General features: G+C 61.1%; 19 protein-coding genes and 2 pseudogenes. 13 read left to right on the forward strand and 8 right to left on the reverse strand.

All coding sequences use genetic code 11. The features are described 5' to 3' along the window. Positions 1 to 165: 165 nt before the first annotated feature. Both VGG47_RS04645 and VGG47_RS04650 read right to left on the reverse strand, forming a co-directional pair. A complete protein-coding gene (locus VGG47_RS04645) occupies positions 166 to 2,703 on the reverse strand; it encodes a bifunctional acetate--CoA ligase family protein/GNAT family N-acetyltransferase (RefSeq protein ID WP_331535918.1) in 2,538 nt (845 codons plus the stop codon). After that, entirely contained in the window at positions 2,700 to 4,238 is a 1,539-nt protein-coding gene (locus VGG47_RS04650) for an acetolactate synthase large subunit (protein ID WP_331535920.1), read from the reverse strand. Before VGG47_RS04650 ends, VGG47_RS04645 begins: the two co-directional genes overlap by 4 nt. Before the next feature lie 126 nt (positions 4,239 to 4,364). Here VGG47_RS04650 and VGG47_RS04655 point away from each other — a divergent pair, with 126 nt between their 5' ends. The 4 genes from VGG47_RS04655 to VGG47_RS04670 all read left to right on the forward strand — a co-directional run bounded on the left by VGG47_RS04655 (position 4,365) and on the right by VGG47_RS04670 (position 8,669). Further along, entirely contained in the window at positions 4,365 to 5,864 is a 1,500-nt protein-coding gene (locus tag VGG47_RS04655) for a replicative DNA helicase (protein WP_331535922.1), read from the forward strand. Positions 5,865 to 6,040: 176 nt separating this feature from the next. Then, positions 6,041 to 7,120 (forward strand): alanine racemase, encoded by a 1,080-nt coding sequence (alr, locus tag VGG47_RS04660; RefSeq protein WP_331535924.1) that lies wholly within the window; start codon positions 6,041 to 6,043, stop codon positions 7,118 to 7,120. Then, on the forward strand, positions 7,117 to 7,902 hold the full coding sequence (locus VGG47_RS04665; RefSeq protein ID WP_331535925.1) for an MlaE family ABC transporter permease: 786 nt from the start codon (positions 7,117 to 7,119) through the stop codon (positions 7,900 to 7,902). The genes alr and VGG47_RS04665 overlap by 4 nt, the downstream gene beginning before the upstream one ends. Next, positions 7,899 to 8,669: an ABC transporter ATP-binding protein gene (locus tag VGG47_RS04670; RefSeq protein ID WP_331535927.1), complete on the forward strand. Its 771-nt coding sequence runs from the start codon at positions 7,899 to 7,901 to the stop codon at positions 8,667 to 8,669. The genes VGG47_RS04665 and VGG47_RS04670 overlap by 4 nt, the downstream gene beginning before the upstream one ends. A gap of 149 nt (positions 8,670 to 8,818) precedes the next feature. Here the strand turns inward: VGG47_RS04670 and bioD are convergent, their stop codons facing one another. After that, on the reverse strand, positions 8,819 to 9,499 hold the full coding sequence (bioD, locus tag VGG47_RS04675; RefSeq protein ID WP_331535929.1) for a dethiobiotin synthase: 681 nt from the start codon (positions 9,497 to 9,499) through the stop codon (positions 8,819 to 8,821). 64 nt (positions 9,500 to 9,563) lie between these two features. Here bioD and bioB point away from each other — a divergent pair, with 64 nt between their 5' ends. Further along, positions 9,564 to 10,529 (forward strand): biotin synthase BioB, encoded by a 966-nt coding sequence (bioB, locus tag VGG47_RS04680; RefSeq protein WP_408841501.1) that lies wholly within the window; start codon positions 9,564 to 9,566, stop codon positions 10,527 to 10,529. Beyond that, positions 10,526 to 11,773, forward strand: a complete 1,248-nt coding sequence (locus VGG47_RS04685; RefSeq protein ID WP_331535933.1) for an adenosylmethionine--8-amino-7-oxononanoate transaminase — start codon at positions 10,526 to 10,528, stop codon at positions 11,771 to 11,773. The genes bioB and VGG47_RS04685 overlap by 4 nt, the downstream gene beginning before the upstream one ends. A 124-nt stretch (positions 11,774 to 11,897) precedes the next feature. Here the strand turns inward: VGG47_RS04685 and VGG47_RS04690 are convergent. Then, positions 11,898 to 12,730 (reverse strand): annotated as a pseudogene (locus tag VGG47_RS04690) (YifB family Mg chelatase-like AAA ATPase); the annotation flags it as partial. A 52-nt stretch (positions 12,731 to 12,782) separates the two neighbouring features. Here VGG47_RS04690 and VGG47_RS04695 point away from each other — a divergent pair. The 5 genes from VGG47_RS04695 to VGG47_RS04715 all read left to right on the forward strand — a co-directional run bounded on the left by VGG47_RS04695 (position 12,783) and on the right by VGG47_RS04715 (position 18,368). Beyond that, the gene (locus VGG47_RS04695) at positions 12,783 to 14,504 is read left to right on the forward strand and encodes a recombinase family protein (protein ID WP_331535935.1); all 1,722 of its coding nucleotides are present in this window, start codon (positions 12,783 to 12,785) and stop codon (positions 14,502 to 14,504) included. A gap of 270 nt (positions 14,505 to 14,774) precedes the next feature. Continuing rightward, positions 14,775 to 15,404, forward strand: coding sequence for a hypothetical protein (locus VGG47_RS04700; RefSeq protein WP_331535937.1), 630 nt, complete (start codon positions 14,775 to 14,777; stop codon positions 15,402 to 15,404). A gap of 55 nt (positions 15,405 to 15,459) precedes the next feature. Further along, complete coding sequence (locus tag VGG47_RS04705; RefSeq protein WP_331535939.1) at positions 15,460 to 15,999, forward strand: hypothetical protein; 540 nt, start codon at positions 15,460 to 15,462, stop codon at positions 15,997 to 15,999. A 121-nt stretch (positions 16,000 to 16,120) separates the two neighbouring features. Beyond that, positions 16,121 to 16,309 (forward strand): hypothetical protein, encoded by a 189-nt coding sequence (locus VGG47_RS04710; protein WP_331535941.1) that lies wholly within the window; start codon positions 16,121 to 16,123, stop codon positions 16,307 to 16,309. A 1,375-nt stretch (positions 16,310 to 17,684) separates the two neighbouring features. After that, entirely contained in the window at positions 17,685 to 18,368 is a 684-nt protein-coding gene (locus VGG47_RS04715) for a recombinase family protein (protein WP_331535943.1), read from the forward strand. Positions 18,369 to 18,717: 349 nt separating this feature from the next. Here the strand turns inward: VGG47_RS04715 and VGG47_RS04720 are convergent, their stop codons facing one another. Beyond that, positions 18,718 to 19,167, reverse strand: a complete 450-nt coding sequence (locus VGG47_RS04720) for a hypothetical protein (RefSeq protein WP_331535945.1) — start codon at positions 19,165 to 19,167, stop codon at positions 18,718 to 18,720. 240 nt (positions 19,168 to 19,407) lie between these two features. On the opposite strand from VGG47_RS04720, the gene VGG47_RS04725 reads away from it, so the two are divergent. Together VGG47_RS04725 and VGG47_RS04730 are read left to right on the forward strand one after the other, a co-directional pair. Next, positions 19,408 to 19,821 (forward strand): hypothetical protein, encoded by a 414-nt coding sequence (locus VGG47_RS04725; protein ID WP_331535947.1) that lies wholly within the window; start codon positions 19,408 to 19,410, stop codon positions 19,819 to 19,821. Positions 19,822 to 20,258: 437 nt separating this feature from the next. Continuing rightward, positions 20,259 to 20,795: a hypothetical protein gene (locus tag VGG47_RS04730; protein WP_331535949.1), complete on the forward strand. Its 537-nt coding sequence runs from the start codon at positions 20,259 to 20,261 to the stop codon at positions 20,793 to 20,795. A 312-nt stretch (positions 20,796 to 21,107) separates the two neighbouring features. Here the strand turns inward: VGG47_RS04730 and VGG47_RS04735 are convergent, their stop codons facing one another. From VGG47_RS04735 to VGG47_RS15590, 3 genes and pseudogenes are all read right to left on the reverse strand, one after another. Continuing rightward, positions 21,108 to 22,196: a helix-turn-helix domain-containing protein gene (locus VGG47_RS04735; protein ID WP_331535951.1), complete on the reverse strand. Its 1,089-nt coding sequence runs from the start codon at positions 22,194 to 22,196 to the stop codon at positions 21,108 to 21,110. A gap of 6 nt (positions 22,197 to 22,202) precedes the next feature. Beyond that, a complete protein-coding gene (locus tag VGG47_RS04740; RefSeq protein WP_331535953.1) occupies positions 22,203 to 22,880 on the reverse strand; it encodes a hypothetical protein in 678 nt (225 codons plus the stop codon). Between the two features lie 320 nt (positions 22,881 to 23,200). Continuing rightward, positions 23,201 to 23,351, reverse strand: a pseudogene (locus VGG47_RS15590) (ATP-binding protein); the annotation flags it as partial.

A 23,351-nucleotide genomic window follows, 5' to 3' on the forward strand; every position in this document is an offset into this window, starting at 1 on the left:
AAAAATTTTTGCTGTGCTGGGCGGAGGGGCTCAAGGTTCCGGTGGTGCGTAGCACCGTTGGAATAGCCCCGGAGGGCATGGGCGTTGTCCCCGCCAACGCCCATGGCCCAGATTCATAAAGTTTTTTTGCTACTTTTTGTTCACAAAAAGTAGCCTTCCTTTTGCTTACCCTAGCGTCAGGCGGGCCTCCACCATGTCGGTTTCGCCCGGGATGTGCGCGATGGTGAAGCCAAGCCGTTTGACGAAGGCGAGCATCGGCACGTTGTCGGCCAGGATCTGGCCGGAGATGTCCACCACGCCCTGCGCCCGGCCCCAGTCGAGCACCGCGCCCATCAGCGCCGTGCCCAGGCCCAGCCCCTTGGCCGCCGGCTCCACGGCAACCGCGAACTCCGCCTGGGTGCCGTCGGTGTCGTTGCGCACCAGCCGTGCCGTGCCGGCGGTCTCGCCGGTGGATTCGCGCACGGCGATGATCGCCATCTCCCGCGCGTAGTCGATATCGGTGAGGCGGTTGATCTGCTCGGGCGGCATGCTGCGGATCGCCGAGAAGAAGCGGTAGCGCAGATCCTCGACGGTGAAGCGGCCGAGCATGGCGGCGTGGGCGTCGGCATCCTCCGGGCGGACCGGCCGCAGCAGGAAGGCCTGCCCCTTCGCCTCGTAGTGGCTGATCAGCTCGCTCGGATAGGGCGAGATCACCAGCGGCGGGCGCACGGCACCGCGCGGGCGCAGCGTGATGCGGGCACTGGCGGCGACCACCCCGCGCGCGTGCGCGAAAACCGGGTCCAGCTCGAGCGCCAGGATCTCTGGCCGGTCGATGATCAGCTGGCTGACGCGCACGATCGTGGCGGCTACGGCCTCGAGATCGGCCGCCGGGCTGCCGCGATGCGCGGCCAGCGAGGTGGCGACCGCCGAACGCTCGATCAGCGCCCGCGCCAGCACCAGGTTGAGCGGCGGCAATTCGGCGGCGAGGCCGGACACATCCTCCGGATCGCCCGCGCCGATGCCGAAGCCGAGGATCGGCCCCAGGACCGGATGGTCGCTGACGCGGATGCGCAGCGGCCGCCCATTGGCCTGCGGCTGCACCAGGATTGCGGCGCTGGCCAGCGCCGGGTCCTGGGCCGCGAGCCGGGTGCGCATCTCGGTCACGGTGCGGTGCACCGCGGCGGCGTCCGGCAGGTCGATGGCGATCGAGCCGGCCAGCCGGTTCACCGGCATGCTCGGGTGCACCGCCTTGAGCACCACGGGAAAGCCGAGTTCCCGCGCCGCCGTGGTGGCGTCCGCCGGAGTGGTGACGAGACGGCTGGGGAGCACCGGAATGTTATAGGCGGCGAGCACCGCCAGCGCCCGGTCCTGCACCAGCGCTTCCTGGCCGGCCGCATAGGCCTGGTCGACCAGGGTTTTCGCGGCCGCTTGGTCGGGCGGCACGCGCAGCACGGCGGAGGAGGGCAGCTCGCGCGCGGCGGCGCGGTTCTGGCGGTTGCGCAGCAGGTGTCGGAACCCGGCGATCGCCGCTTCCGGCGAGTCGAAGCAGGCGAGCCCTGCCGCCGCCAGCCGGTGCCGGTGCGCGAGCCCGTTGGCCTCGCCGAGGGCGGCGATCAGCAACGGCACGGCGACGCTTTTCGCGCAGGCGACCAGCGCCTCGATGGCCACGCTGTCATCGCCGCCCGAGGGCGTGTGCACGACCAGAATGCCGCCGACCTCCGGCGCTGACGAGAGCAAGGCAGCCAGGTCGGCGAGCCGGGTCGGCGTCTCGCCGGCCTGCAGCAGGCCGTTGGGCGGCGGCGCGCCCATGCTCATGGCCAGCACCTGCTGCGTTTCCGGCGAGAACTGCGCCAGGGAAATGCCGCTATCCAGCGCGAAATCCGCCGCCAGCCGGCTCGCCGCGAAGGAGTTGCCAATGATTGCCAGGCTCTCGCCGCGCGCCGGCTTCACCCGGGTCAGCGTTTCCGCCGCCGCCAGCAGTTCGCCGATCGAGCTGGTCAGCAGCACGCCGGCGCGGGCGAAGGCGGCCTCCAGCGTGCCGCGCGAATTGCGTTGCCGTTCGCGCAGCCGCACGCCCGGGGCGATGGCCACCACCGGGCGCAGCCTTGCCGCGGCGCGGGCGGCGGAGTGGAACAGTTTCGGGTCGCGCAGCCGGTCGATCTCCAGCAGGATCGCCGCGGTGCCCGGATCGCGCGAGAGATGGTCCAGCACCAGGCCGAACCCGATATCGCTGTTGCCGCCGATGCCCACAATATGGCTGAAGCCGACGCTGTTGGGCACCGCCCAGTCGATGATGGTGCGTGCCAGGGCCGGGGATTGGCCGATCAGCGCCAGCCGCCCGCGCGGCGGCGTCAGGCTGAAGGTGGAGGCGTTGAGGCCGAGGTCGGGCAGCACCATGCCATAGGAATAGGGGCCGAGCACGCGGATGCCGGCCTGTTTGGCGAGGCGGCCCAGCTCCGGCACGTCGGAGAGCACGAGCGCGCCGCGCGCGCCGCGCGCCGCATGGCGCATCAGCGCCGCGCCCACATCCTCCGGCGCGTCGGCGACGAGCGCCAGGTCGACATGTTCCGCCTCGCCTTCGAGGCCGATCGTGCCGGCGAAATTGCCGCCGCGCAGATGCGCGAGCACCGTCTGGCCGAGCGGCGTGTCCGCGCCGCTCAGCCCGACGCTGGTGGGGTGGAAGAACAGCGAGGGGTCGAAGCGGCGTTTCGAGGGGATGTTCATATCGTCAGTTCAATCAGGAAGGGGCCGGGGCGTTTGAAGCTGGCGGCCAGCAGGGTGTTGAGGTCATCGAGCGAGGCGGCGCGCGCCGCCGGCACGCCCATGCCGCCGGCCAACTGGCACCAGTCCAGCGCGGGGTTGGAGAGGTCCATCATGTCCAGGGCGGTGCGGCCCGGATTGGCGCCGACATTGGCGAGCTCGCCGAGCAGGATCGCGTATTTGCGGTTGGAGAAGATGATGGTGGTGACATCCAGCCGCTCGCGCGCCTGGGTCCACAGCGCGGACAGGCTGTACATCGCCGAGCCGTCGGCCTGCAGCCCCACCACCCGCCTTCCCGGTGCGGCGATGGCGGCGCCGACGGTCGCCGGCAGGCCGTGGCCGATCGCGCCGCCGGTCAGCATCAGCCAGTCATGCGGGGCTGCCGCATGGGTGTTGGCGAAGAAGCCGCGTCCGAAGGAGACCGCCTCATCGATCACGATGGCGTTGTCCGGCAGCGCCGCCGCCAGCGACTGGGCAAATCTTTCCGGCGTTACGGCGCCAGTGGCCGGAGCCGGGCGCTGTGCCGCTTCGGGGGCGGCAAGCGCCGGGGCGCCGAGATGCTCGCGCAAGGCGGCCAACGCCGCCGGGCCGTCCTCCTCCGGCCCCGCCAGCACATGCACCTGGCAGGCCGTGGGGTAGAGCCGGCCGGGCTTGTCCGGATAGGCGAAGAACGAGACCGGCTCGCCGGTGTTCACCAGCACGATCTGTTTGACGCCGACGAAGGCTTTGATGCCGTCATCGATCGGGTAGGGGATGCGCTCGGCCGGCACGCGCCCCCGCCCGCGGGCGATGCGCGCGATGGAGCGTTCGGCCAGCAGCCGCGCCCCGGTATGCTGCGTGATACGCCAGGCTTCCAGCAGCGGCGACTCATCGAGGCTGCTTCCGCCTACCAGCAGCAGGGTCGGCAAACCGTTGGTCAGCATCGCGGCGGCGGTTTCCAGCGCGCGGGTGGAGACCGGCTTGCCCGGCGCCGGTGCTGCGGCCTCTGCCACCACCCCGCCCTCGTCCCAGGCGGTGTCGGCGGGCAGGATCAAGGTCGCCACCTGACCCGGCCAGACGCGCGCCGCCTCGATCGTGGCCGCGGCACTCGGCCCCACATCGTATGAACTGATGGCGCGGCGGGTGAAGGCGGAGACGGGGCCGGACAGCCCTTCGACATCGGCGGTCAGTGGCGCGTCCAGCGGGCGGTGGTAGGTCGCCTGGTCGCCGACGATGTTCACCACGCCCGATTGCGCGCGCCTTGCGTTATGCAGATTGGACAGCCCGTTTGCCAGGCCCGGCCCGCAATGCATCAGCGTCGCGGCCGGCTTGCCGGTGATGCGATAATAAGCGTCGGCGGCACCGGTCACCACCGCTTCATCCAGGCACAGCACACAGCGCAGCCCGGGGATGCGGTCGAGGGCGGCGACAAAATGCATCTCACTGGTGCCGGGATTGGCGAATACCGTGTCGATCCCGGATTTGATCAAGGTGTGGACAAGGGCTTCGGCGCCATTCATGCGGTCAGATCCTTCAAAAAACGCAATCGCGTCGCGTTATACACAAGTTTCCCACAGGCCAGGCCGGGGTTGTCCACTGAGTCGTCCAGCAGACAGCCACGCCCGGGATGGTCTAAGAGACATCTGATGAACTCGATTGATACCCCACTTCTCGGTCTTTCCCAACGGCTGCCGCCCAGCAACACTCAGGCTGAGCAGGCGCTGCTCGGCGCGCTGCTGGCCAATAACAAAGCCTATGAGCGGGTTTCGGAATTCCTCACCCCGGAACACTTCGTCGATCCGGTGAATGCCCGCATCTACCAGGCCATCGTGCGCCGCTGCGAGGCCGGGCAGATCGCCGACCCCGTCACACTGCGCGCCGAATTCGAACATACCGGCGTGCTCGATGAGGTTGGCGGCACCGCCTATCTGGCGCAGCTGCTCTCGGCCATGGTCGGCATCATCAATGCCGGCGATTACGGACGGGTGATCCGCGACGCCTGGCTGCGCCGGCAGCTGATCGATGTCGGCGAGACGGTGGTGAACCGCGCCTTCGGCGCCGACCCGGAGCTGGACGGTTCGGCGCAGATCGAGGCCGCCGAGCAGACTCTGTTCAACCTCGCCACCCATGGCGGCGGCGAGGGCAAGGGCCTCACCTTCAAGGAGGCGCTGACCGAGGCGATCAACATCGCCTCCAAAGCGTTCAAGAATCAGGGGTCCGTCTCGGGGCTCGATACCGGCCTGCGCGACCTGAACAAGCGCACCGGCGGCCTGCATCCTTCCGATCTGGTGATCCTCGCCGGCCGTCCCGGCATGGGCAAGACGGCGCTGGTGACCAAGGTCGCCTACGGCGCCGGCAAGGCGATGCTGGCCAATGCGCGGGTGGAGAACCCCAACGCCATGGCCAAGGCATGCGTCGCCATCTTCTCGCTGGAAATGAGCGCCGACCAGCTCGCCACCCGTCTGCTCGCCGAGGAGGCGCGGGTTTCGGCGGACAAGATCCGGCGCGGCGAGATCTCCTCCCGGGATTTTGATAATTTCGTGAAGGTCAGCCGGGAAATTTCCGATGTGCCGATCATCATCGACGATACCCCGGCGATCACCCTCTCGGCCCTGCGCACGCGCTGCCGCCGGCTGCAGCGCACCCAGGGACTCGGGCTGGTCATTGTCGACTACCTGCAACTCATGCGCCCCGCCGCCGGAACTAAGCCCGAGAGCCGCGTGCTGGAGATCAGCCAGATCACCCAGGGGCTGAAGGCCATCGCCAAGGAGCTGGCGGTGCCGGTGATCGCGCTTTCCCAGCTTTCCCGCTCGGTGGAAAGCCGCGACGACAAGCGCCCGCAACTCTCCGACCTGCGCGAATCCGGCTCGATCGAGCAGGACGCGGACATGGTGATGTTCATTTACCGCGACGAATATTACCTGGCGCAGCGCGAGCCGAAGATCACCGCCTTCGAGCGTGACGACAAATACCAGGAAGCGATGGAGAAGTGGAAATCCGACATGGCCGCCGTGTATCAGAAGGCCGAGTTGATCGTCGCCAAGCAGCGTCATGGTCCCACCGGCAAGATCGACCTGTTCTTCGAGGGCGAGTTCACCCGCTTCGCCGATCTAGATCAGGTGCACGACCGCGACGTGCCGTTCTAAGAGGATAAGGAAGACTACTTTTTGTGAACAAAAAGTAGCAAAAAAACTTTGCTATGCTGGGTCATGGGCGGTGTCAGCGACAACGCCCATGACCCAGCATAAATAAAAGTTTTTGCGCCGCTTTTTTCAAAAAGCGGCCTCTTTCTTCCCATAAGCATGCATGCGAGGGAAAGACGATGACCGCGCTGCTGGAGATCGATCTCGACGCCATAGCCGCCAACTGGCGGGCGCTTGATGCCATGCATGCGGGGCAGACCGCGGGTGTGGTGAAGGCTGACGCCTATGGGCTGGGGGCCACGCATGTGGCGCCCAAACTGCTCGCCATCGGCTGCCGGCATTTTTTCACGGCCCATCTTTCCGAGGCGCTGACGATCCGCGTGCTGCTGCCCGGTGCGATGCTGGCGGTGCTGAACGGGATTCTGTCCGGCGAGGCAGCGGAATTTTCCGCGCGCAACATCGTCCCCGTGTGCGGCGCGCTGCATGAGCTGGCGGTATGGCGCGCCGAGGCGCGGCGGCGGGGAGAGGTGCTGCCGGTGATCCTGCATGTCGACACCGGCATGGCGCGGCTCGGGTTTTCCGGTCCCGACCTGGCGCGGCTGGGCGAGGATGCCACGTTGCTGGAGGGGATGCGGGTTGACTATGTGATGACGCATCTGGCCTGCGCCGACGCGCCCGAGGATCCGATGAACGCCCGTCAGGCCGCCGCCTTCGCCGCCGCCGCGCGGCAGTTCCCCGGCGCCAAAACCAGTTTCGCCAACTCCTCCGGCATGTTTCTGGCCCCGGAATTCGGGTCCGACCTCGCCCGCCCTGGTGCTGCTTTGTATGGCATCGATCCCAGCTCCGGAGGGGGGTGCAAGAATCCGATGCGGGGGGTGGTGCGGCTGAGCGCGCCGATTTTGCAGATCCATGAGGTCGCGCCGGGCGAGACGGTCGGCTATGGCGGCGACTGGACGGCGCGCCGGCCGAGCCGCATCGCGACGCTGGGCGTCGGTTACGCCGACGGCTTTCATCGTTCGCTGGGCAACCGTGCCACCGCGTATTTTGACGCTACCCCCGTGCCGCTGGTAGGCCGGGTGTCGATGGACCTGACCACGTTCGACATCACCGATCTGCGCGGCCTGCAGCCGGGCGACCGCCTGACCTTGATCGACGAACGGCATGGGCCGGACCAGCTGGCCCGGGAAGCCGGGACCAACGGTTACGAGATACTCACGTCTTTGGGGCGCCGTTATCAGCGGCGATATAGCGGCGCATGAAATTTCTGCTGAGTCCGGTTGCCGGCATCGGGGCCACGGTGCTGGGCATGCTCGCGTGGCTCGGCGAGTTGACGCTGTTCGCCCTGTCCGGCCTGTCGCATGTCGTCCGGCCGCCTTTCTATCCGCGCCTGGTCGGCCGGGCCTTCATGGAGATCGGCTTCTATTCGATCCCCGTGGTGGCGCTCACCGCTTTGTTCACCGGCATGGTGCTGGCGCTGCAATCCTATACCGGCTTCTCCCGCTTCGGTGCGGAAAGCGCGATCGCCAGCGTGGTGGTGCTCTCGGTCACGCGCGAGCTCGGGCCGGTGCTGGCCGGGCTGATGGTGGCCGGCAGGGCCGGGGGAGCGATGGCGGCGGAGCTCGGCACCATGCGCGTGACCGACCAGATCGACGCGCTCTCCACCCTTTCCACCGAGCCGATGAAATATCTGGTGGCGCCCCGGCTGCTGGCCGGGATCATCGCGCTGCCGCTGCTGGTGGTGCTGGCGGACATTCTGGGCGTGCTCGGCGGCTTTCTCGTCGCCACGCAGAAACTCGGCTTTACCCCCGATACCTACCTCATCAGCACGCTCACCAATCTGCGTAGTGACGACGTGGTCTCCGGCCTGATCAAGGCGGCGGTGTTCGGCTTCATCATCGCGCTGATGGGTTGCTTCCACGGCTACCGCTCCCGCGGCGGCGCGCAGGGCGTGGGGGCGGCCACCACCTCGGCGGTGGTCAGCGCCTCGATCCTGATCCTGGCGCTGGACTACATCCTGACCCAGGTGCTGTTCATCAAATGACCCAGCCGAAACTGCGCATCCGCGGCCTCAAGAAGGCGTTCGGCGAGAAGCAGGTGCTGGACGGCGTCGATCTCGACGTCATGCCCGGCACCGGCATGGTGGTGATAGGCGGCTCCGGCACCGGCAAGTCGGTGCTGATCAAATCCATCCTCGGCCTGGTCACGCCGGATGCCGGCGTGATCGAGATCGACGGCGAGGACGTGCTGAAAGCCCCGCGCCACCGCGCCCGCCAGCTGCGGGCGCAGATCGGCATGCTGTTCCAGAACGGCGCGCTGTTCGACAGTCTATCCGTTTGGGAGAATGTCGCCTTCGGCCTGTTGGCGGAGCAGAAAATCCGCCGGGCGGCGGCACGGGACAAGGCGGTCGAGGTGCTGGCCCAGGTGGGGCTGGACGCGACCGTGGCCGGGCTTTCACCCTCGGAGCTCTCCGGCGGCATGCAGAAGCGCGTGGCGCTGGCGCGGGCCATCGCTTCGGAACCGGCGATCATGTTCTTTGACGAGCCGACCACCGGGCTCGACCCGATCATGGGCGCGGTGATCGACGAGCTGATCGTCGATTGCGTGAAACGCCTGGGCAGCACCTCCCTCGCCATCACCCACGACATGGCGAGCGCACAGCGCATCGCCGACCGCGCGGCCATGCTCTATCAGGGCCGCGTCTGCTGGAGCGGCCCGGCGGAGGACCTGCTCGCGACCACCGACCCGGTGGTCGACCAGTTCACCCACGGCCGCGCGCAGGGGCCGATCCGCATGGCGCTGCGGCGGTAAGGTAAGGCAAGGCAAGGCTACTTTTTGTGAACAAAAAGTAGCAAAAAAACTTTGCTATGCTGGGCCATGGGCTTTGTCGGCGACAACGCCCATGGCCCAGCATAAAAGAAGTTTTTGCGCCGCTTTTTTCAAAAAGCGGCTTCTTTCTTCTACTTAGCCTCAACCTCGCCCAGACTCTCCACCAGCGCGCGGAACGGCGGCGCGCCGGAATTGCGCGGTACCTGGTAGATCGGATGCGGCAGGCGGCGGGCCAGCGTGTCGGCGGTCTCTTCCAGGCTAACCGGGGCGTTCACGCTCTCGTTCAGCACGATCGCGGCGATGGGGATGCCGCGCACCACCAGCGCCTCGACGGCGGTGATGGTGTGGCTGATCGTGCCGAGATAGGAGCCGGTTACCAGCACGGCGGGGAGGTGCAGGGCGGCGATGAGGTCGACGACCAGATGCGTGTCGTTGAGCGGCACGGCGACGCCGCCGACCCCCTCGATCAGCAGCACGTCCGGCGCCGCCTGAATCGCCGCCTCGCAGAACGCAGTGAGGGCGGCGAAGTCGATGGTGCGTGCCTCGCGGGCGGCGGCCATGTCCGGGGAGAGCGGTGCGGCGAAGCGCCAGGGGGTGAGGGCGGCGATGTTGCGTAAGCTCACCTTCTTGCCCATGGCGGCAAGCAGTTTCGCGGAATCGCAGGCCGCCGCCGTGGCCTCGTCATAGCCCGAGAGCACCGGCTTGATCGCGGAAAAATCCAGCCCGATCTGCCGCGCCGCGCGGATGATGTTGCCGGTGACATAGGTCTTGCCGATATCGGTCCCGGTGGCGGTGACGAAGTAGCTGAGCATGGTCAGAGCCCTTTCCAGCCATGGAGCATATGGTTAAACCTGACGGGTATTCGAGTAGAGGAGATTGCCGGTGCCGGATAGCCATATTGCCGTCGAGCCACGCTGGAGCCGCGAAGCTGTCGCAGCACTGCTGGCGCTGCCGTTTCCGGAGCTGCTCTACCGCGCGCAGACCGTGCATCGCGAAAATTTCGACCCTACCCAGGTGCAGATTTCCACCCTGCTCTCGATCAAGACCGGTGGCTGCCCGGAGGATTGCGGCTATTGCCCGCAGGCGGCCGGCTATGAGACCGGCACCAAGGCCGGCAAGCTGATGCAAGTCGAGGCGGTGCTGGCCGAGGCGCGCGCCGCCAAGGAGAAGGGCGCGCAGCGTTTCTGCATGGGGGCGGCTTGGCGCTCGCCCAAGGACCACGATCTCGACACGGTGTGCGACATGATCGCCGGGGTGAAGGGGCTGGGCCTGGAGACCTGCGTGACGCTCGGCATGCTCACCGGGCCGCAGACCGCAAAGCTGAAAGTGGCCGGGCTCGACTACTATAACCACAACCTCGACACCTCGCCTGAATATTACGGCAAGGTGATCACCACGCGAGTTTATCAGGACCGGCTGGACACGCTGTCTCATGTGCGGGACGCCGGCATCAATGTGTGCTGCGGCGGCATTGTCGGCATGGGCGAGGATGAGGGCGACCGTGCCGGGCTGATCGCCGCCCTGGCCAGCTTGCCGACGCCTCCCGAGTCCGTGCCGATCAACGCGCTGGTGGCTGTGGAGGGCACGCCACTTGCCAAATCCGCGCCGCTCGATGCGATCGATTTTGTCCGCGTGGTGGCGGCGGCGCGCATTACCATGCCGAAGAGCTATGTGCGGCTCTCGGCCGGGCGCGAGGCGATGAGCGACGAGGCGCAGGCGCTCTGTTTCCTCGCCGGGGCGAACTCGATTTTCCACGGCGACAAGCTGCTGACCACCAAGAACGCCACGGTCAGCCATGACGACGCGCTGTTCGCCAAGCTCGGGATGCGCGCCGCGTCTTGAGCTGGCGGGACGAAGGCTGGCGGCATGTCTGGCTGCCTTACGCGCAGATGCAGACGGCGCCGCTGCCGCTGCCGGTGGTCCGCACCGAGGGGAGCCGGATCTTTCTTGAGGACGGACGGGTGCTCATCGATGGCATCGCCTCCTGGTGGACCGCCTGCCACGGTTATAACCATCCGCATATCCGGCAAGCGGTCGCGGCCCAATTGGAGCGCCTGCCGCATGTGATGTTCGGCGGGCTCGGCCACGAGCCGGCCTACCGGCTTGCCACGCGCCTTGCGAAACTGCTGCCCGACCCGCTGAACCGGGTGTTCTTCACCGATTCCGGCTCGGTCGCGGTGGAAGTGGCCATCAAGATCGCGGTGCAGGCGCGGCTGAACCAGGGCGAGCGCGGGCGGACCAAAATTCTCGCCTTCACGGGCGGCTATCACGGCGACACGCTGGGCACGATGGCGATCTGCGACCCCGAGGAGGGGATGCACAGCCTGTTCGCCGGCCTGCTGCCGGAGCAGCCGGTGGTGCCGTTGCCGCGCGATGAGGCCAGCATCACCGCCTTCGAGTCGTTCCTGGAGCAACACGCTAGCACGCTGGCCGCCATCATCGTCGAGCCGCTGGTGCAGGGCGCGGGCGGCATGGTGCTGCATCCGCCCGAGGTGCTGCGGCGCTTGCGGGCGGCGGCGGACCATTACGGGCTGACGCTGATTTTCGACGAGATTTTCACCGGCTTCGGCCGCACCGGCACGATGTTCGCCTTTCAACAGGCGGGCGTGGTGCCGGACATCATCACCCTCTCCAAGGCGCTGACCGGCGGCACGCTGCCGCTCGCCGCCACCATCGCCAGCGACGATCTGTTCGCCGCCTTCCTCTCCGACAGCCCGGCGACGGCGCTGATGCACGGGCCCACCTTCATGGCCAACGCGCTCGGCTGCGCCGCCGCCAACGCCTCGCTCGACCTGTTCGAGACCGAGCCCCGGCTCGACCAGGCGGCCGCGATCTCCGCCCAGCTCGCCGCCGGACTGGAACCCTACCGCGACCTGCCCGGGGTGAAAGATGTGCGGGTGCTGGGGGCGATCGGCGTGGTCGAACTGCACGCCCTCCCCGACCCGGCGGCGCTTCGCATGGCGCTGGTGGCGCAGGGCGTATGGATCCGCCCGTTCCGCAATATCCTGTACCTGACGCCGGCACTGACCATCGGCGCGGAGGAGTTGGAGACGCTCTGCGCGGCGATCAGGAAGGTGCTTAGTTAAGAGAAGGAAAGGCTACTTTTTGTGAACAAAAAGTAGCAAAAAAACTTTGTTAATTTGGGCCGTGGGCGTTGGCGCTGACAACGCCCACGGCCCAGCATAACCAAAAATTTTTGCGCCGCTTTTTTTAAAAAGCGGCTGCTTTACTTCGCTGTCGATAAGCCAGCGCCTCGGCGATGTGGTTCTTGTGCACCTCCTCCCGGCCGGCGAGGTCGGCGATGGTGCGGCCGACCCGCATGGCACGGGTAAAGCCGCGTGCCGAGAGGCGCAGTTTCGTCGCCGCCATTTCCAGGAAGTCTTTCGCCTCCGGCGTGAGGCGCAGAAAATCGCCCGGCGCCTCGGCATTGGTCGCCGGCCCCTCCGCGCCATAGCGGTGGCGCTGTCCTCGCCGGGCGGCGCCCAGCTCAGCTCCTTGGGGCTCAGCGGCGTGATTTCGACGATGAGGTCGATGCGGTCCAGCAGCGGCCCGCTCAGCCGGCTCTGATAGTCTTCGCCGCAGCGTGGGGCGCGGCCGCATTCGCGAGCCCCGTCGCCCAGATAGCCGCAGCGGCAGGGGTTCAGCGCGCCGATCAGCTGGAAGCGCGCCGGGTAGGTGACGTGGGCGGCGGCGCGGGCGACGGTGGTCTGCCCGGCTTCCAGCGGCTGGCGCAGAGCCTCCAGCGTGGCGCGGGGGAATTCCGGCATTTCGTCCATGAACAGCACGCCGCGATGCGCGAGCGACACTTCGCCGGGCCTGGCACGGTTGCCGCCGCCGCTGATCGCCGCCATGCTCGCCGAATGGTGGGGCGCGCGGAAGGGCGGACGCGTGACCAGCCGGCCGCCTTCGAGCAGGCCCGCCACCGAATGCACCATGCTCACCTCCAGCGCGGCGCGCGGGCTGAGATCCGGCAGCAGGCCAGGCAGGCGCTCCGCCAGCATCGATTTGCCGCCGCCGGGCGGGCCGATCATCAGGATGTTGTTACCTATTACACAATTTGGTACAATGCCTCCAACCTATTGAAAGATTGGGACTTTGGCGGATAAAATCGGATACTCGTATGTCAGGCTAAGTGCAGATTCCCAATTATCTGGCGACGGGGAACGGCGTCAGGACACATCTGCCGAGAGATACGCTCTGTTGAACGGCATAACGCTGGATTATAGTTTAGACCTCAAAGACTTGGGCCTTTCGGCCTTTAGCTCAGCCCATAAAAAGCGCGGTGCGCTTGGTAAGTTTCTCGCCGCCGTAGACAATGGGAGGATAAAAAAGGGTGAGATATTGCTTTTGGAGGCGATTGATCGTCTGACTCGGGAGCACCCGATTGACGCATACGATATGATCTCTCAACTCGTACGGGCTGGGATCGAAATCCACACCATCGAAGACGGTGCAATTTATAACTGGGCGTCGCTTGATAATGGTGAGGCACGGCGTCTAGCCGATAAGATCGATCAGGCGCGGCAATACAGTAAGCGGCTTTCGCGCCGGGTTAGCGCCGCGTGGGAGGAAAAAAAGACTAAGAGCGAATTTCCGATTACTCGGAGGTGCCCCGCTTGGTTAAGAGTAGAGGGCGATCAATACATAGCTATCCCGGATCGCGTAAAAATTGTTCGACGCATTTTTACAGAAACGGCGAATGGTATTGGAAGAGAGGCGATTGCACGACGTTTAAATCTAGAGAAAGTTCCTACGTTTGATCGCGCAGGACAGGGAGTGGCTAACAACAAGCCGCCTACAGCAACTTGGCACGCGAGCTATATTCAGAAAATTTTGCGAAATCGTGCCGTTCTGGGCTTTTATCAGCCGCACGAGAAAAGGACGGCCAATGGAAAGAAGCGAGTTCCGGTTGGCGAAGAGCGTGAGATTTATCCGCCTGCTATCAAACCAGAGCTTTGGCAGCGATCCGCCGCAGCCCGCGCAGAAAGGAAATTGAAGGGGGGGCGGCGCGGACCACTCCACCGAAATATACTTAGCGGCCTGTGTATATGCGCAAAATGCGACGGCAAGATGACATATAGGGCCAAAGGAAAACGTAGTGCGAACTACCTTGTCTGTGATTCGGCTATACGTGGGACCGGTTGCGTCAATCGTGTTCACTTTCGCTATGACCTGATAGAGAACACAATACTCGATACCATCATTCGCTGGCGTTTGCTGCGCCCATCATTATTCGCGAGCACAAATGATGAGGAAAAGAGACTTGCTGAGGAACTGGCATCTATAACGATACATAGAGAGAAAGTCTCTGCCCGGATCGCCAATCTGTTTGCATCATTTGACGGTGGACCCTCAAAGTCGGCGGCAACGAAAATTTCCGAACTTGACGTGGAATTAGAAGCGACAACAGTAAAAATAAAAGAGCTAGACGCTAGTTTGGATGTGGCGAGGGGTAGCTCTCAATTGCTCCACGTTGATCGCATTGTGGAAGTTCGAAAGCGTGCGAATGAGGGCGAAGATGGTGCCTACGAAGCGCGAGCATTGCTTCGCCAAGCGTTGCATAGTGTGGTTAAATTCGTCGTGTTTTTTCCTGAGGATCGTAATGCTTTTGTTGCTCTCAAGGCAATGATTATGACTTTTGTCATAACGAAGGATGGAGATGCAAAGGAATTTAAGTTACACGCTAACGGGAACACTGTATTTCTTGACGACGTTGGCAATGGGGTTGCCCTTGGAGATACGCCGGGAATGGTCTCTGAGTGGCAACAGCTTAATGCAGACGATGTTGTTGATATGTTCAAGCTAATGTCATTTTAAGTCGTTGCCTGCCAAGGATGGTCTGTATGAGCGCTTGGTCGGAGGCGCCTGCCCCGCTCCGCCTCTCCCGGCCCCTCGAAGGGGGGCTAGTATGGGGGCAGCGAGCCCAAAATTGGGATGGGAAGCCGCTTGGGTCTTTGGTTGGCCCCTCCCTCCTACCAGCCCGGCGTTACCCCGGCCACTCTTCACTAACCCAATCACATAATGTAGCTCTAGGGAGCGCGAAACGAATCGATATTTTCACACGGGGAAGGGGACGGCTTTAACGTCATGAGATTCACCCTTACTTATGATGGCGAACTTCGCTCTCAGGGAAATCCGAAGCAAAAATGGGCGATTAGGCAACAGTTCGATCCACAACTTCAGGAGTTGTGGAGAATCAATCCAGCGCTTGCTGATCTTGATTACGCGAGGCACGTTCCTACGACGCCGGGCTTTCCGGTTTGGGAGGTTCATCATAGCGCAGATAAACATTTGCCGTCATTGCCTCAACCTAACGGATGGGTTGACGTTCTATCCCCGATTGAGAAGGGCGGGAAAAAGTTCATCCCCCTTGTCCGGGAAAGTTTGGCGCTGCGTTGTGGGCTGAAGATCACGTTCCTAAGGAAAGAAGAACCGGGCAAGGTTTACCAAGGGGGCGACTTAGATAACCGCCTGAAAACACTCTTTGACGCCCTGTCAATTCCAACTTTGGAACAAATCCCCAAGGATGATCCTCTCATATCGGATAACGTCTACTGCTTGATGGAAGACGATTCGATGATTTCGTCATGCGAAATAGAGACGCATAGGCTTTTGTCGAAGCCAGATGGAAGCAAGCATGACGTGCGGCTAATCATAGAGGTGGATATCAAAGTGACAAAGCCGCGCAATTATAATCAGTTCTTCTTGGGCGATTGATCATTTTGCACGACGTGCGGAAAATGATTTCAGAACAGAATGAAAGCCTGTTGGCATGTTTATCGGTTTTGCTGCCCACGTTGAAGATTACTTGCTGAAAATTGATAGTCCTAAGTACGGTTCGGTTGCCGCAGCGGTCGCGCCCAAACCCGCAGAAGCCAGCATTTTTCTAAATCTGCAATTGTCCGAACTTACACTGAAACAATTGGGTTTTGAGAACGGCGAGGATATCCACGACGTTGTTGTGCATATGCTTCTGAAGTCAGGGCAACCTGTATTCGCGAATGGCGAACCCATTGTAGGTGGCTGCGGGGCGCTCTGGCACATTCCAGCCTACGGCGAAAGCCCTACTTTTCTATCCGCCGAAGTAGTTCTGCCGGTGCCAGAATTTGAGCGGGTGTGGAGTTTATTTGCGGCGGCAGGTGCCTTACAGCCACGGGTTATCGCGTCAGTCGGGCGCGTTCCGTTCTCGGCCAAGGCCAATAAATGGCTATGGAACACAAAAGAAGAGGACGGCAAACTACTCATTAGCGAAATAGCAATTAGCTTTGCCACAAAAGGCTTGGCGTGGCCTGATATGGCGGCACGTGGTTAGGGTTGGTGCCTTGAAGGGCGGGGGCAGGTAAATAGCTGATTAAGGTCCAACCCGAGACACAGTTATGCCCAAACCACGAAAACCCGCCGGTAGCTCGCGACGCGAGCGCCATGCGCGCGTCATGCGTCAAATAATTAGCGAACGCGCTCGCCATGCCGCGCAAAACCGGGAGACGGCGCGGGCCATCGATGCGGCACGGGCGGCCGGGGCGCAGGATTTAGTCGAAGCGACGTATGCCAAACGGGCCGCCGAACGAAAGCGTCATCTGAAAAAGATAGCCGATTTAGAACGCAAAGGCCGCGAGGTGTAGGGGTGCAAGGGAGCGCGAAGAGAGACGCGCTCAGGAGTTCCCGCCTCATTGCTAAATACTGGGTCAATTTTTTTTGTGAGACCCACACATGCCCAGCCCAATCAACATGCAGGCCGTCCGTCGGCACTTGGAAGCCGATGGCGTCCGCCTCGCCCGAGAGCCATCCGAGTTTAATTTCCACGCATTAATCAGTCTCGACGAAATGAAGCTCGGATGGCGTCGATTTGCGAGGCGCCTGCAACGCTTGCGTCATGTGGCAAACGATCTGACAGACGGGCGGTATGCGTTGCTGGTGGTCAGGGACCCGCAGACCCGCGAGCGTACGGGCTACGCTGTGTACGCTGATTCCCAAGCTGTCTGCGACTTGATCGCGCGACGGATGTGGTGATTGAGATGAGATACAGCGAAATCGTCCAACACAAATTGGATTCTGAGGCACTGAGCGAGGAGCAACCTAGCGGAGGAGTGCCGCCGTTAACTCCAGAAAAAGCGAGGAAACGCGCCGCTAAACAAGCCCAGATTGATCAGCAGCGGCAGGCAGCTAACGCGCAACATGCCCAGAAAATGCGGTCTTTGGCACTAAAGGCGAGGCAGTTGTGACTACGCGGGCGCAATCCGAATGGCTCCGGGCTGTCAGTCAGAAAACTGTCGCTGACCTGCGGCAGGTCGGCGTGGCCGAGGTGGCGGACCGATTGGAACGGTGCGCTGCTGAGCGCCGCAACCGTACGCCAGATCGGCGCAACTGGGTACGCAGATCGGCAGCATGCCCGTGGTGTGGCCGAACTTTGGTGCGCCGCTGGCAGACGGGGTTACACGACTGGGTCGGCAGCGGGGCCGATGTCTCGTACGTGTGCGTGGCGCTGCCCGGCAGCGGCCATCTGCGAGACGTTGTTCGCTGCTTCAGGAGGGCTCTGAGGGATGCTCGCGACCGGGCCGGGCGAAAGAGGCGCGTATGGCGGCATATGTCCGCTGCCGGGATCGTGCTGCCGGGGGCAAGCGGACGTGTGGCCCTGCTTGCCATCCGGCACGCAGGGTTAACTAGACCCCAAGTTGCCGAGTTTTTCGCCCGCTGGCCGGGATCGGTGGTGTCGGCCGAGGAGCCCCACGCGCCCCCTCTCCGGTGGTCTCAGGCCGACCGGGTGGCACTCGCTGCCCTGCGGCGGGGCTGCGAATGCCTCCGGGTTGTTTTGCAGCCCCAAGGGCTCGGGCAGCAGCAGAGGCAGACGCAGGCCACTGGAACCGGGTGCGTCGAACCTCTCCCTGTCACGTTCGGGTGGTTCTGACGGCCTGTTTTGTACTTAATTCTCAAGAAAAAAGTACACATATCTCCGTGTAATCCTTGATTATCTTCAAAAAAACGCGCAGAGAATTTGGTATGAAAACGACCTCAACCTCGACCGCTGTAGGGTACCTGCGCACAAGTTCTTTAAGTAACTTGGCAGGTGACAGTGAAACCAGACAAAGGACCGCTATCAAGGCGTATGCCGAGAGCGCCGGGGTCGAGGTCGTGGCCGAATTTTCGGACCCCGGTGTGTCGGGTGCCGATCATATCGATACGCGCGCCGGATTCATCGCGCTGCTCGCCTATCTGCGAGAGCATGATGTCAGGATGATCATCGTGGAGAATGCATCGCGCTTCGCCCGCGACTTGCTGGTCCAAGAGACTGGGTACGCCATGCTTCGCCGCGAGGGCGTCGATCTGGTCGCCGCTGATGATCCCGATGCTTTTGTTTCCAATACCCCGACCGCCATCATGGTGCGCCAAATTTTAGGGAGCGTCAGCGAATTCGAGAAGGCAAATCTCGTTTCAAAACTGCGGGGCGCGAGAGATCGGGCATCAGATGCCAACCATGGCCATCGGATCGAAGGCCGCAAGGGATATGCGGAGACAAATCCAGAACTGGTGAGGCAGGCCAAACGGTTGGCACGGCGGTCGCCAAAAACGGGGAAGGTGCGCAGCCTACGCGAGATTGCGGAAGAATTGTCAGCGCTCGGATATGTCACTGCGAAAGGTCTGGCGTTCTCGCCATCACAGGTCCAACGTCTGATATCGTCTTGAGGGCAGTCTCTAGATTATTTACCATAAGTATCCTATGTCTTTTAATGGTCTCTAGATAATCTTCTTAAGTATTGTATGTTTTTGTGTTGTCTATGTAATCTTCTAGATGTTTTGTGTATTCTTTATTGTCTACGTTATATCTTGTTGATATTATCAAGTACGTCTCTGATGTCTTGTTATGTGTTCTTGATTTTTCATTAGAATTAATTGCCGCATGATTTACGCATGCAGCATGGGGAAGAATCAGATGCGATTGTCCGGATCAAAATGGTCGGGGGGGCGTAGCCAACAGCCCCTTGCAAATGATCTTGGATCGGTAGAAGTCGGGACCGATCAGCCCATTCGAGGTTTATTTATGGTTTATAAAATCGTCAGAGAATATTAGATTTTCCGTCGAATTTATCACGGCTTTTGCCGCGTACGCTGCCCAACATCCATCGTACCATGGTTGCAGGTCGTGGCTGCCAGCCGGTGCAATCTGCTTCCACCTCCCCTTGTTGTCGAGGAGGTCGGCCAGAATGGCAGGGCCGTGGGGGGGGAGATACCAGCCCAGATGAGCATGGGGGTGTCGGTCTAAAAGCTCGATGATAGCCCAAAAACTGGATCGATCCGCGCTGCGCGAATAACGTTGACGGTAAATCTTGCGATCCACCATCTGATGGAGGAGGCGCAAATCATGGTATATCCGGTCCATCGATACTCTGTGATCGTTCCAACTGACGGACAGGGCCATCGAGGCGGGTTGTTTTTCGAGCAAATCGGCCAGTTCGGCGCGGTATTTTGCTGTGGTCGGCGTCATGTGGGGGCCTATGTCGTTGGGGTTAGGCCAGTATTTAGCGAGCGATTTTTTGCACGCCTCTCCCTCAGCCTAAATACAGTCAGCGGCAGACAGCCCGCCCCGCCGATGCTGCGTTGGGGCTTACATCGCCGGTCCTTTTTCTGCGGGTTGTCTGCTGCTGCCCCCCCTCCGGCAATCCCGGCCCCACGGACTTTACGATATAAAATTCCGTGTTAACTATTTCGCAGGAGAACAAATAATATGCTGCGGATAGTTTCTTGGTTTCTTTTTGTTTTTGCTCTATATGAAGTGGTCCAGATGTTTGCCTTTCTGTATACGCTTCCTTACTCAGCGTTACTTTGGCTAATGCGCCTCGTCCATCTATACCACGGCGATATGGAGTTTTCCGTGTCGTCTTGGCATCCATGGTTCTACAGCACTGCGATTTATGCAGCCCTCATTGCCCTCGTGTTTTGGCTTTTTCGTCCGGACCCGCGCAAAGTTGTCAAAGTGCTTGGATTTCTTGGGAATGGGCTGAACGCCATCGTGCAATGGGCTTGTACTGTTGGCACTGGCAAGCGCAAGTCCTCTTCTGGCATTAACCTCGCGGCCGGTTTGACGGGTTTCATCATCGGATTCCAGAGCGTCCGAAACAGCAATAAATTCCGGCGCTGATCTGTTGGGGGGGCAGAGCCTGCATAATAGAAAGCCGGGAGCGCCGCCGCCCGATGAAAGGGCAGCGGCAGGTTTCCCAGCGGTCAGGAGCCAACCACATCTGAGGCGTTTTCTATGATTTGCCGCATAGCCGTTTGCGCTGCCACCGCTTTGTCCTCGGTATCAAACGAGAGGGTTAGAAGCGGCGCTCCGTTGGGGACGGTTTCGACGCGAAAGCTGTAGCCGTGATGGCGGGATGGGCCGTAGCTGGCTGCTTCTGTGTTGGATACTCTCCATCGAGACAACGTTTATGTCCTCCAAAATGATCGGAGGATGCATCTTATTGGCTAGGACTATTGGTCACAATAGGTCGCGGCCAGAGAGGCCGCACCGCTTGTTTTGAGGCAAAAGTAATTGCAATAAGTCTACAGATAACTTCTGCTAAAGGAATGTCTTCTTTGTCTATCAAAAAATATGCTGTGTGGTTTGGGGTTGCGCTCGTGGCATACAGTTTTTATCATCACAAAGGTTCGAATTCTTCTTCGGGCGCTCAGTCGTCGAACTCGTCACAAAACCAGTCAACGACGGTCGCCGATACTTCCGCACCAGTCGTGCCAGCCGCTCCTGCCCCTGTACCCGAAAGTAATTATAACATTCCGGATCAGTTCATAGGAACGTGGGCTGCGGAAACTGGGCAGTATGCAATGGACTGCTCAAATCCAACGATAAAAATCACTCAATCGGCGGTATATCTGTTCTTGGCCCCTCAGGGCAATCAAACCGGGGCAACCAGTCAACGTCTTGCTCTGACTGATGCAGAGGCGAGTGGGGATGGACAAAATCTAACTCTGCGTATTTCGCCCGGATCACCGATTCAGGTTCTTAATTTTCAAGAGAATCAAGACTCCACCATATCGAATATGGGACTTTTGGATTGGAACGGTCAACCTGCGGGGCGCTTCGGAGTTTTAAGCCGTTGCCCTGACGCTAATTAGACCAAAGTGTCACAAGCTTCGCAAAGGGGAAATATGATTCCGGGCGCGGGGCTTATGATCCGCTGCCCTGACGTGAACGATCCCATCACGGGTTTACGCGACCAATGAGAAATATGGCGCATTAGTTCGCCGTATGGCTGCTGTTTCTTCCCCCCGGTGGAGAAGAGGCAGCACAAGATGGCCGGGCAGCGGCCCGGTGAGGGCAATGGCACCCGGAACAAGGGGAGGGGAGGCCACGCCAGTGTGGCTGCTGCCCTCGCCTACCGGTTTGGCAGAGGCGGCAGCACAAGCCTTGAACTGTTCAGCTTTAAGTTAGCCAACGACGAGACGAAGATCGGCTTTGCGACTGGCCGTAGTCGCACCTTCCCCGTCGAAACTAAGCATATTCGCTAGTCCGAACACCAAGTTCTCGACCTCCGAGACAGGTACACGCAGGTCAAGCGCAATATGAGCTTTCGTTACCTTCTCTCCTCGCAAGGAATCGAAGACTTTTTGCCATACTGCGGATGTCTCTCGCTGAATCCCATGCGGCTCAGATTTTCGATAACCGCGTTCTTGTATTTGAATACAGAACGTCCGGTACTGCCATTCGGTTGACGCCCCCAATCTATGCAGGCGATAGTTTAGGGCAGCGAGCGCTACCTTCCAGCGCTTTTTTGCTTCGATCATCTGGTTGATGTCTCGGACGTGCGGAATAATGGCGAGCACGTCGCTGGCTGGCATCAGAAAGGCAGAGGCGAACTGGTTTGCTTCATCTTCCGCTTCGCGACCATGTGGGCCGCCGTGCTTGTGCAATACAAGGTGTCCGAGTTCGTGGGCAGCGTCGAAGCGCTGGCGTTCCGCCGTCTTTTGGCAGTTGAGGAAAATATAAGGCTTATTGCGACGCCACATCGAAAAGGCGTCCACAGCTTGAGTGTTTTCTACAAGCGAAAAAACACGTACGCCTTTCGCTTCCAGCATATGAATCATATGGCTGATTGGACGTTCGCCGATAGACCATTTTTCGCGTAAAGCCCTCGCGGCGCCCTCAGGCGTTTCCTGAGACAGGTCTTCCAAATCATGTTCGGGAAGTGAAAAGCGCTGTTCGACCCAATCGTCGAGCAAAAAGCCTATCGAACCGGCCGCAAGGGCAGCATCCCGGTCCCGCGCTGGCATCGTTGAGAGGCTTCTAAAGCTGGCGGCTTCGACGGTAGGCTCGTCGAGGTCATCTCCAAAGAAAAAATCTTCAGAAAAGCGCAGAATATGAGAGATTCTCTGAATCTCTTGTGGATTTGGAAGACGGTCGGACTCTTCCCAGCGCATAACCGTGCGCGGGTGTATATCAAGTGCTTCTGCGAATCCCTTTTTGCTCAGTCCCCTCCGTCGCCGGATGAGACTTAGTCTTTTCCCGTTGAATAACATAGTAGCCTACCTTCGGGTGATAGATACCTCAAATTTGGGGCCTTCGTCATCCATAGGTGTACGATTTAGTTGGGAAGAGTATTCGTTGGACGGCGTCCATTCGATAGCGCGCTTCCAATCTTCATCCGAAGAGATGAGCATGATGCGCTCCTCCCACTCGGTAAAGTAACCGCTTTCTAATCGAGTAGGAAGAGAGAGTTCAGCGCGAATTTTATCTCCATCGACATAGATGCAAAGATACCACGTCGCATAGTCCGAGCCTTTCGAATCGCCCGACTGGATTTCTGACTGAAATTCAGGAAATGGGAGCGCAAGCTGATTGATTTGGCTCGCTCTATCCGAGTTTGCCCCTTTTCGCGAGCGATTGATCGGGAGAACCTTAGGGTTTCCGGTCGCGTCGTCTGTATTCGCGACTGCAATCTTGATGCGGCCCTGTTTGTTGACGATGGTCGAGAAGTTCGATGCGTCGTCCTTTTCCCATCCGAGCGAACGATGAATTTCCCGCAGGACCCGGACGGCCGCGCGCCAACATTCGTAGCCACGGGCAGTGGGAGGATCATTTTCAGTGCAGTTTCCAACCGCAGCGACCGCTGCGCGAACGACGGCAACAAGATTTTTGCGCTCTAGGTTGAGGACCTCAAGGCGGCGGTCCACATCGAATGTCTGCCCGATCACTTGCGGCACTTGTTTTCCTCACGGTTTCCTTCCTCATTTTTATCGGAAAAAAGTGACCGGCGTCAAGCGGCGCATCTATTCGGGCGACAGGCCTCTGGTTCGCAGAAGCGTGCATGACGTTCCGCGCCTCACTCGTGGCGACTCTCAGCGTCATGATCCCGCTTTGGTAGGTTTTTCGCATCCTGCATGTCGAAATATATTGCGCCGTGCTCGGTTCGCCCCCGCACATAGGCAGCCCATAGTAAGATGCCTTGTCCCAATCGGGCTGTAGGCGGTGAATATAAGAAAAAACAAGGCCTTATGCCTGCCATTATGAGTTGTGTAATATGACCTATCATTAGCATGTTGTGCCCGCCCGAAGCGGCCACCTCCAAGGCGCGTCGCGCCGTCTCCATGCCGCGCACATCCGCCAGATCCGGGTTTTTGCTCCCCCGCCGAGTTGGCCGGGTGGCGGGGCTGAAATCAATTGTGTGCCACGGA

The sequence above is a fragment of the Acidocella sp. genome (genome assembly GCF_036489515.1).
Classification (GTDB): domain Bacteria; phylum Pseudomonadota; class Alphaproteobacteria; order Acetobacterales; family Acetobacteraceae; genus Acidocella.

Excerpts from the sequence above, each read along its gene's own strand:
- alr (WP_331535924.1), top strand. The coding sequence starts at position 6,041 with ATGACCGCGCTGCTGGAGATCGATCTCGACGCCATAGCCGCCAACTGG.
- VGG47_RS04650 (WP_331535920.1), bottom strand. The coding sequence starts at position 4,238 with ATGAATGGCGCCGAAGCCCTTGTCCACACCTTGATCAAATCCGGGATC.
- VGG47_RS04665 (WP_331535925.1), top strand. The coding sequence starts at position 7,117 with ATGAAATTTCTGCTGAGTCCGGTTGCCGGCATCGGGGCCACGGTGCTG.
- bioD (WP_331535929.1), bottom strand. The coding sequence starts at position 9,499 with ATGCTCAGCTACTTCGTCACCGCCACCGGGACCGATATCGGCAAGACC.
- VGG47_RS04700 (WP_331535937.1), top strand. The coding sequence starts at position 14,775 with ATGAGATTCACCCTTACTTATGATGGCGAACTTCGCTCTCAGGGAAAT.
- VGG47_RS04725 (WP_331535947.1), top strand. The coding sequence starts at position 19,408 with ATGCTGCGGATAGTTTCTTGGTTTCTTTTTGTTTTTGCTCTATATGAA.
- VGG47_RS04715 (WP_331535943.1), top strand. The coding sequence starts at position 17,685 with ATGAAAACGACCTCAACCTCGACCGCTGTAGGGTACCTGCGCACAAGT.
- VGG47_RS04710 (WP_331535941.1), top strand. The coding sequence starts at position 16,121 with ATGCGTCAAATAATTAGCGAACGCGCTCGCCATGCCGCGCAAAACCGG.
- VGG47_RS04735 (WP_331535951.1), bottom strand. The coding sequence starts at position 22,196 with ATGTTATTCAACGGGAAAAGACTAAGTCTCATCCGGCGACGGAGGGGA.
- VGG47_RS04705 (WP_331535939.1), top strand. The coding sequence starts at position 15,460 with ATGTTTATCGGTTTTGCTGCCCACGTTGAAGATTACTTGCTGAAAATT.
- VGG47_RS04720 (WP_331535945.1), bottom strand. The coding sequence starts at position 19,167 with ATGACGCCGACCACAGCAAAATACCGCGCCGAACTGGCCGATTTGCTC.
- VGG47_RS04655 (WP_331535922.1), top strand. The coding sequence starts at position 4,365 with ATGAACTCGATTGATACCCCACTTCTCGGTCTTTCCCAACGGCTGCCG.
- VGG47_RS04645 (WP_331535918.1), bottom strand. The coding sequence starts at position 2,703 with ATGAACATCCCCTCGAAACGCCGCTTCGACCCCTCGCTGTTCTTCCAC.
- VGG47_RS04670 (WP_331535927.1), top strand. The coding sequence starts at position 7,899 with ATGACCCAGCCGAAACTGCGCATCCGCGGCCTCAAGAAGGCGTTCGGC.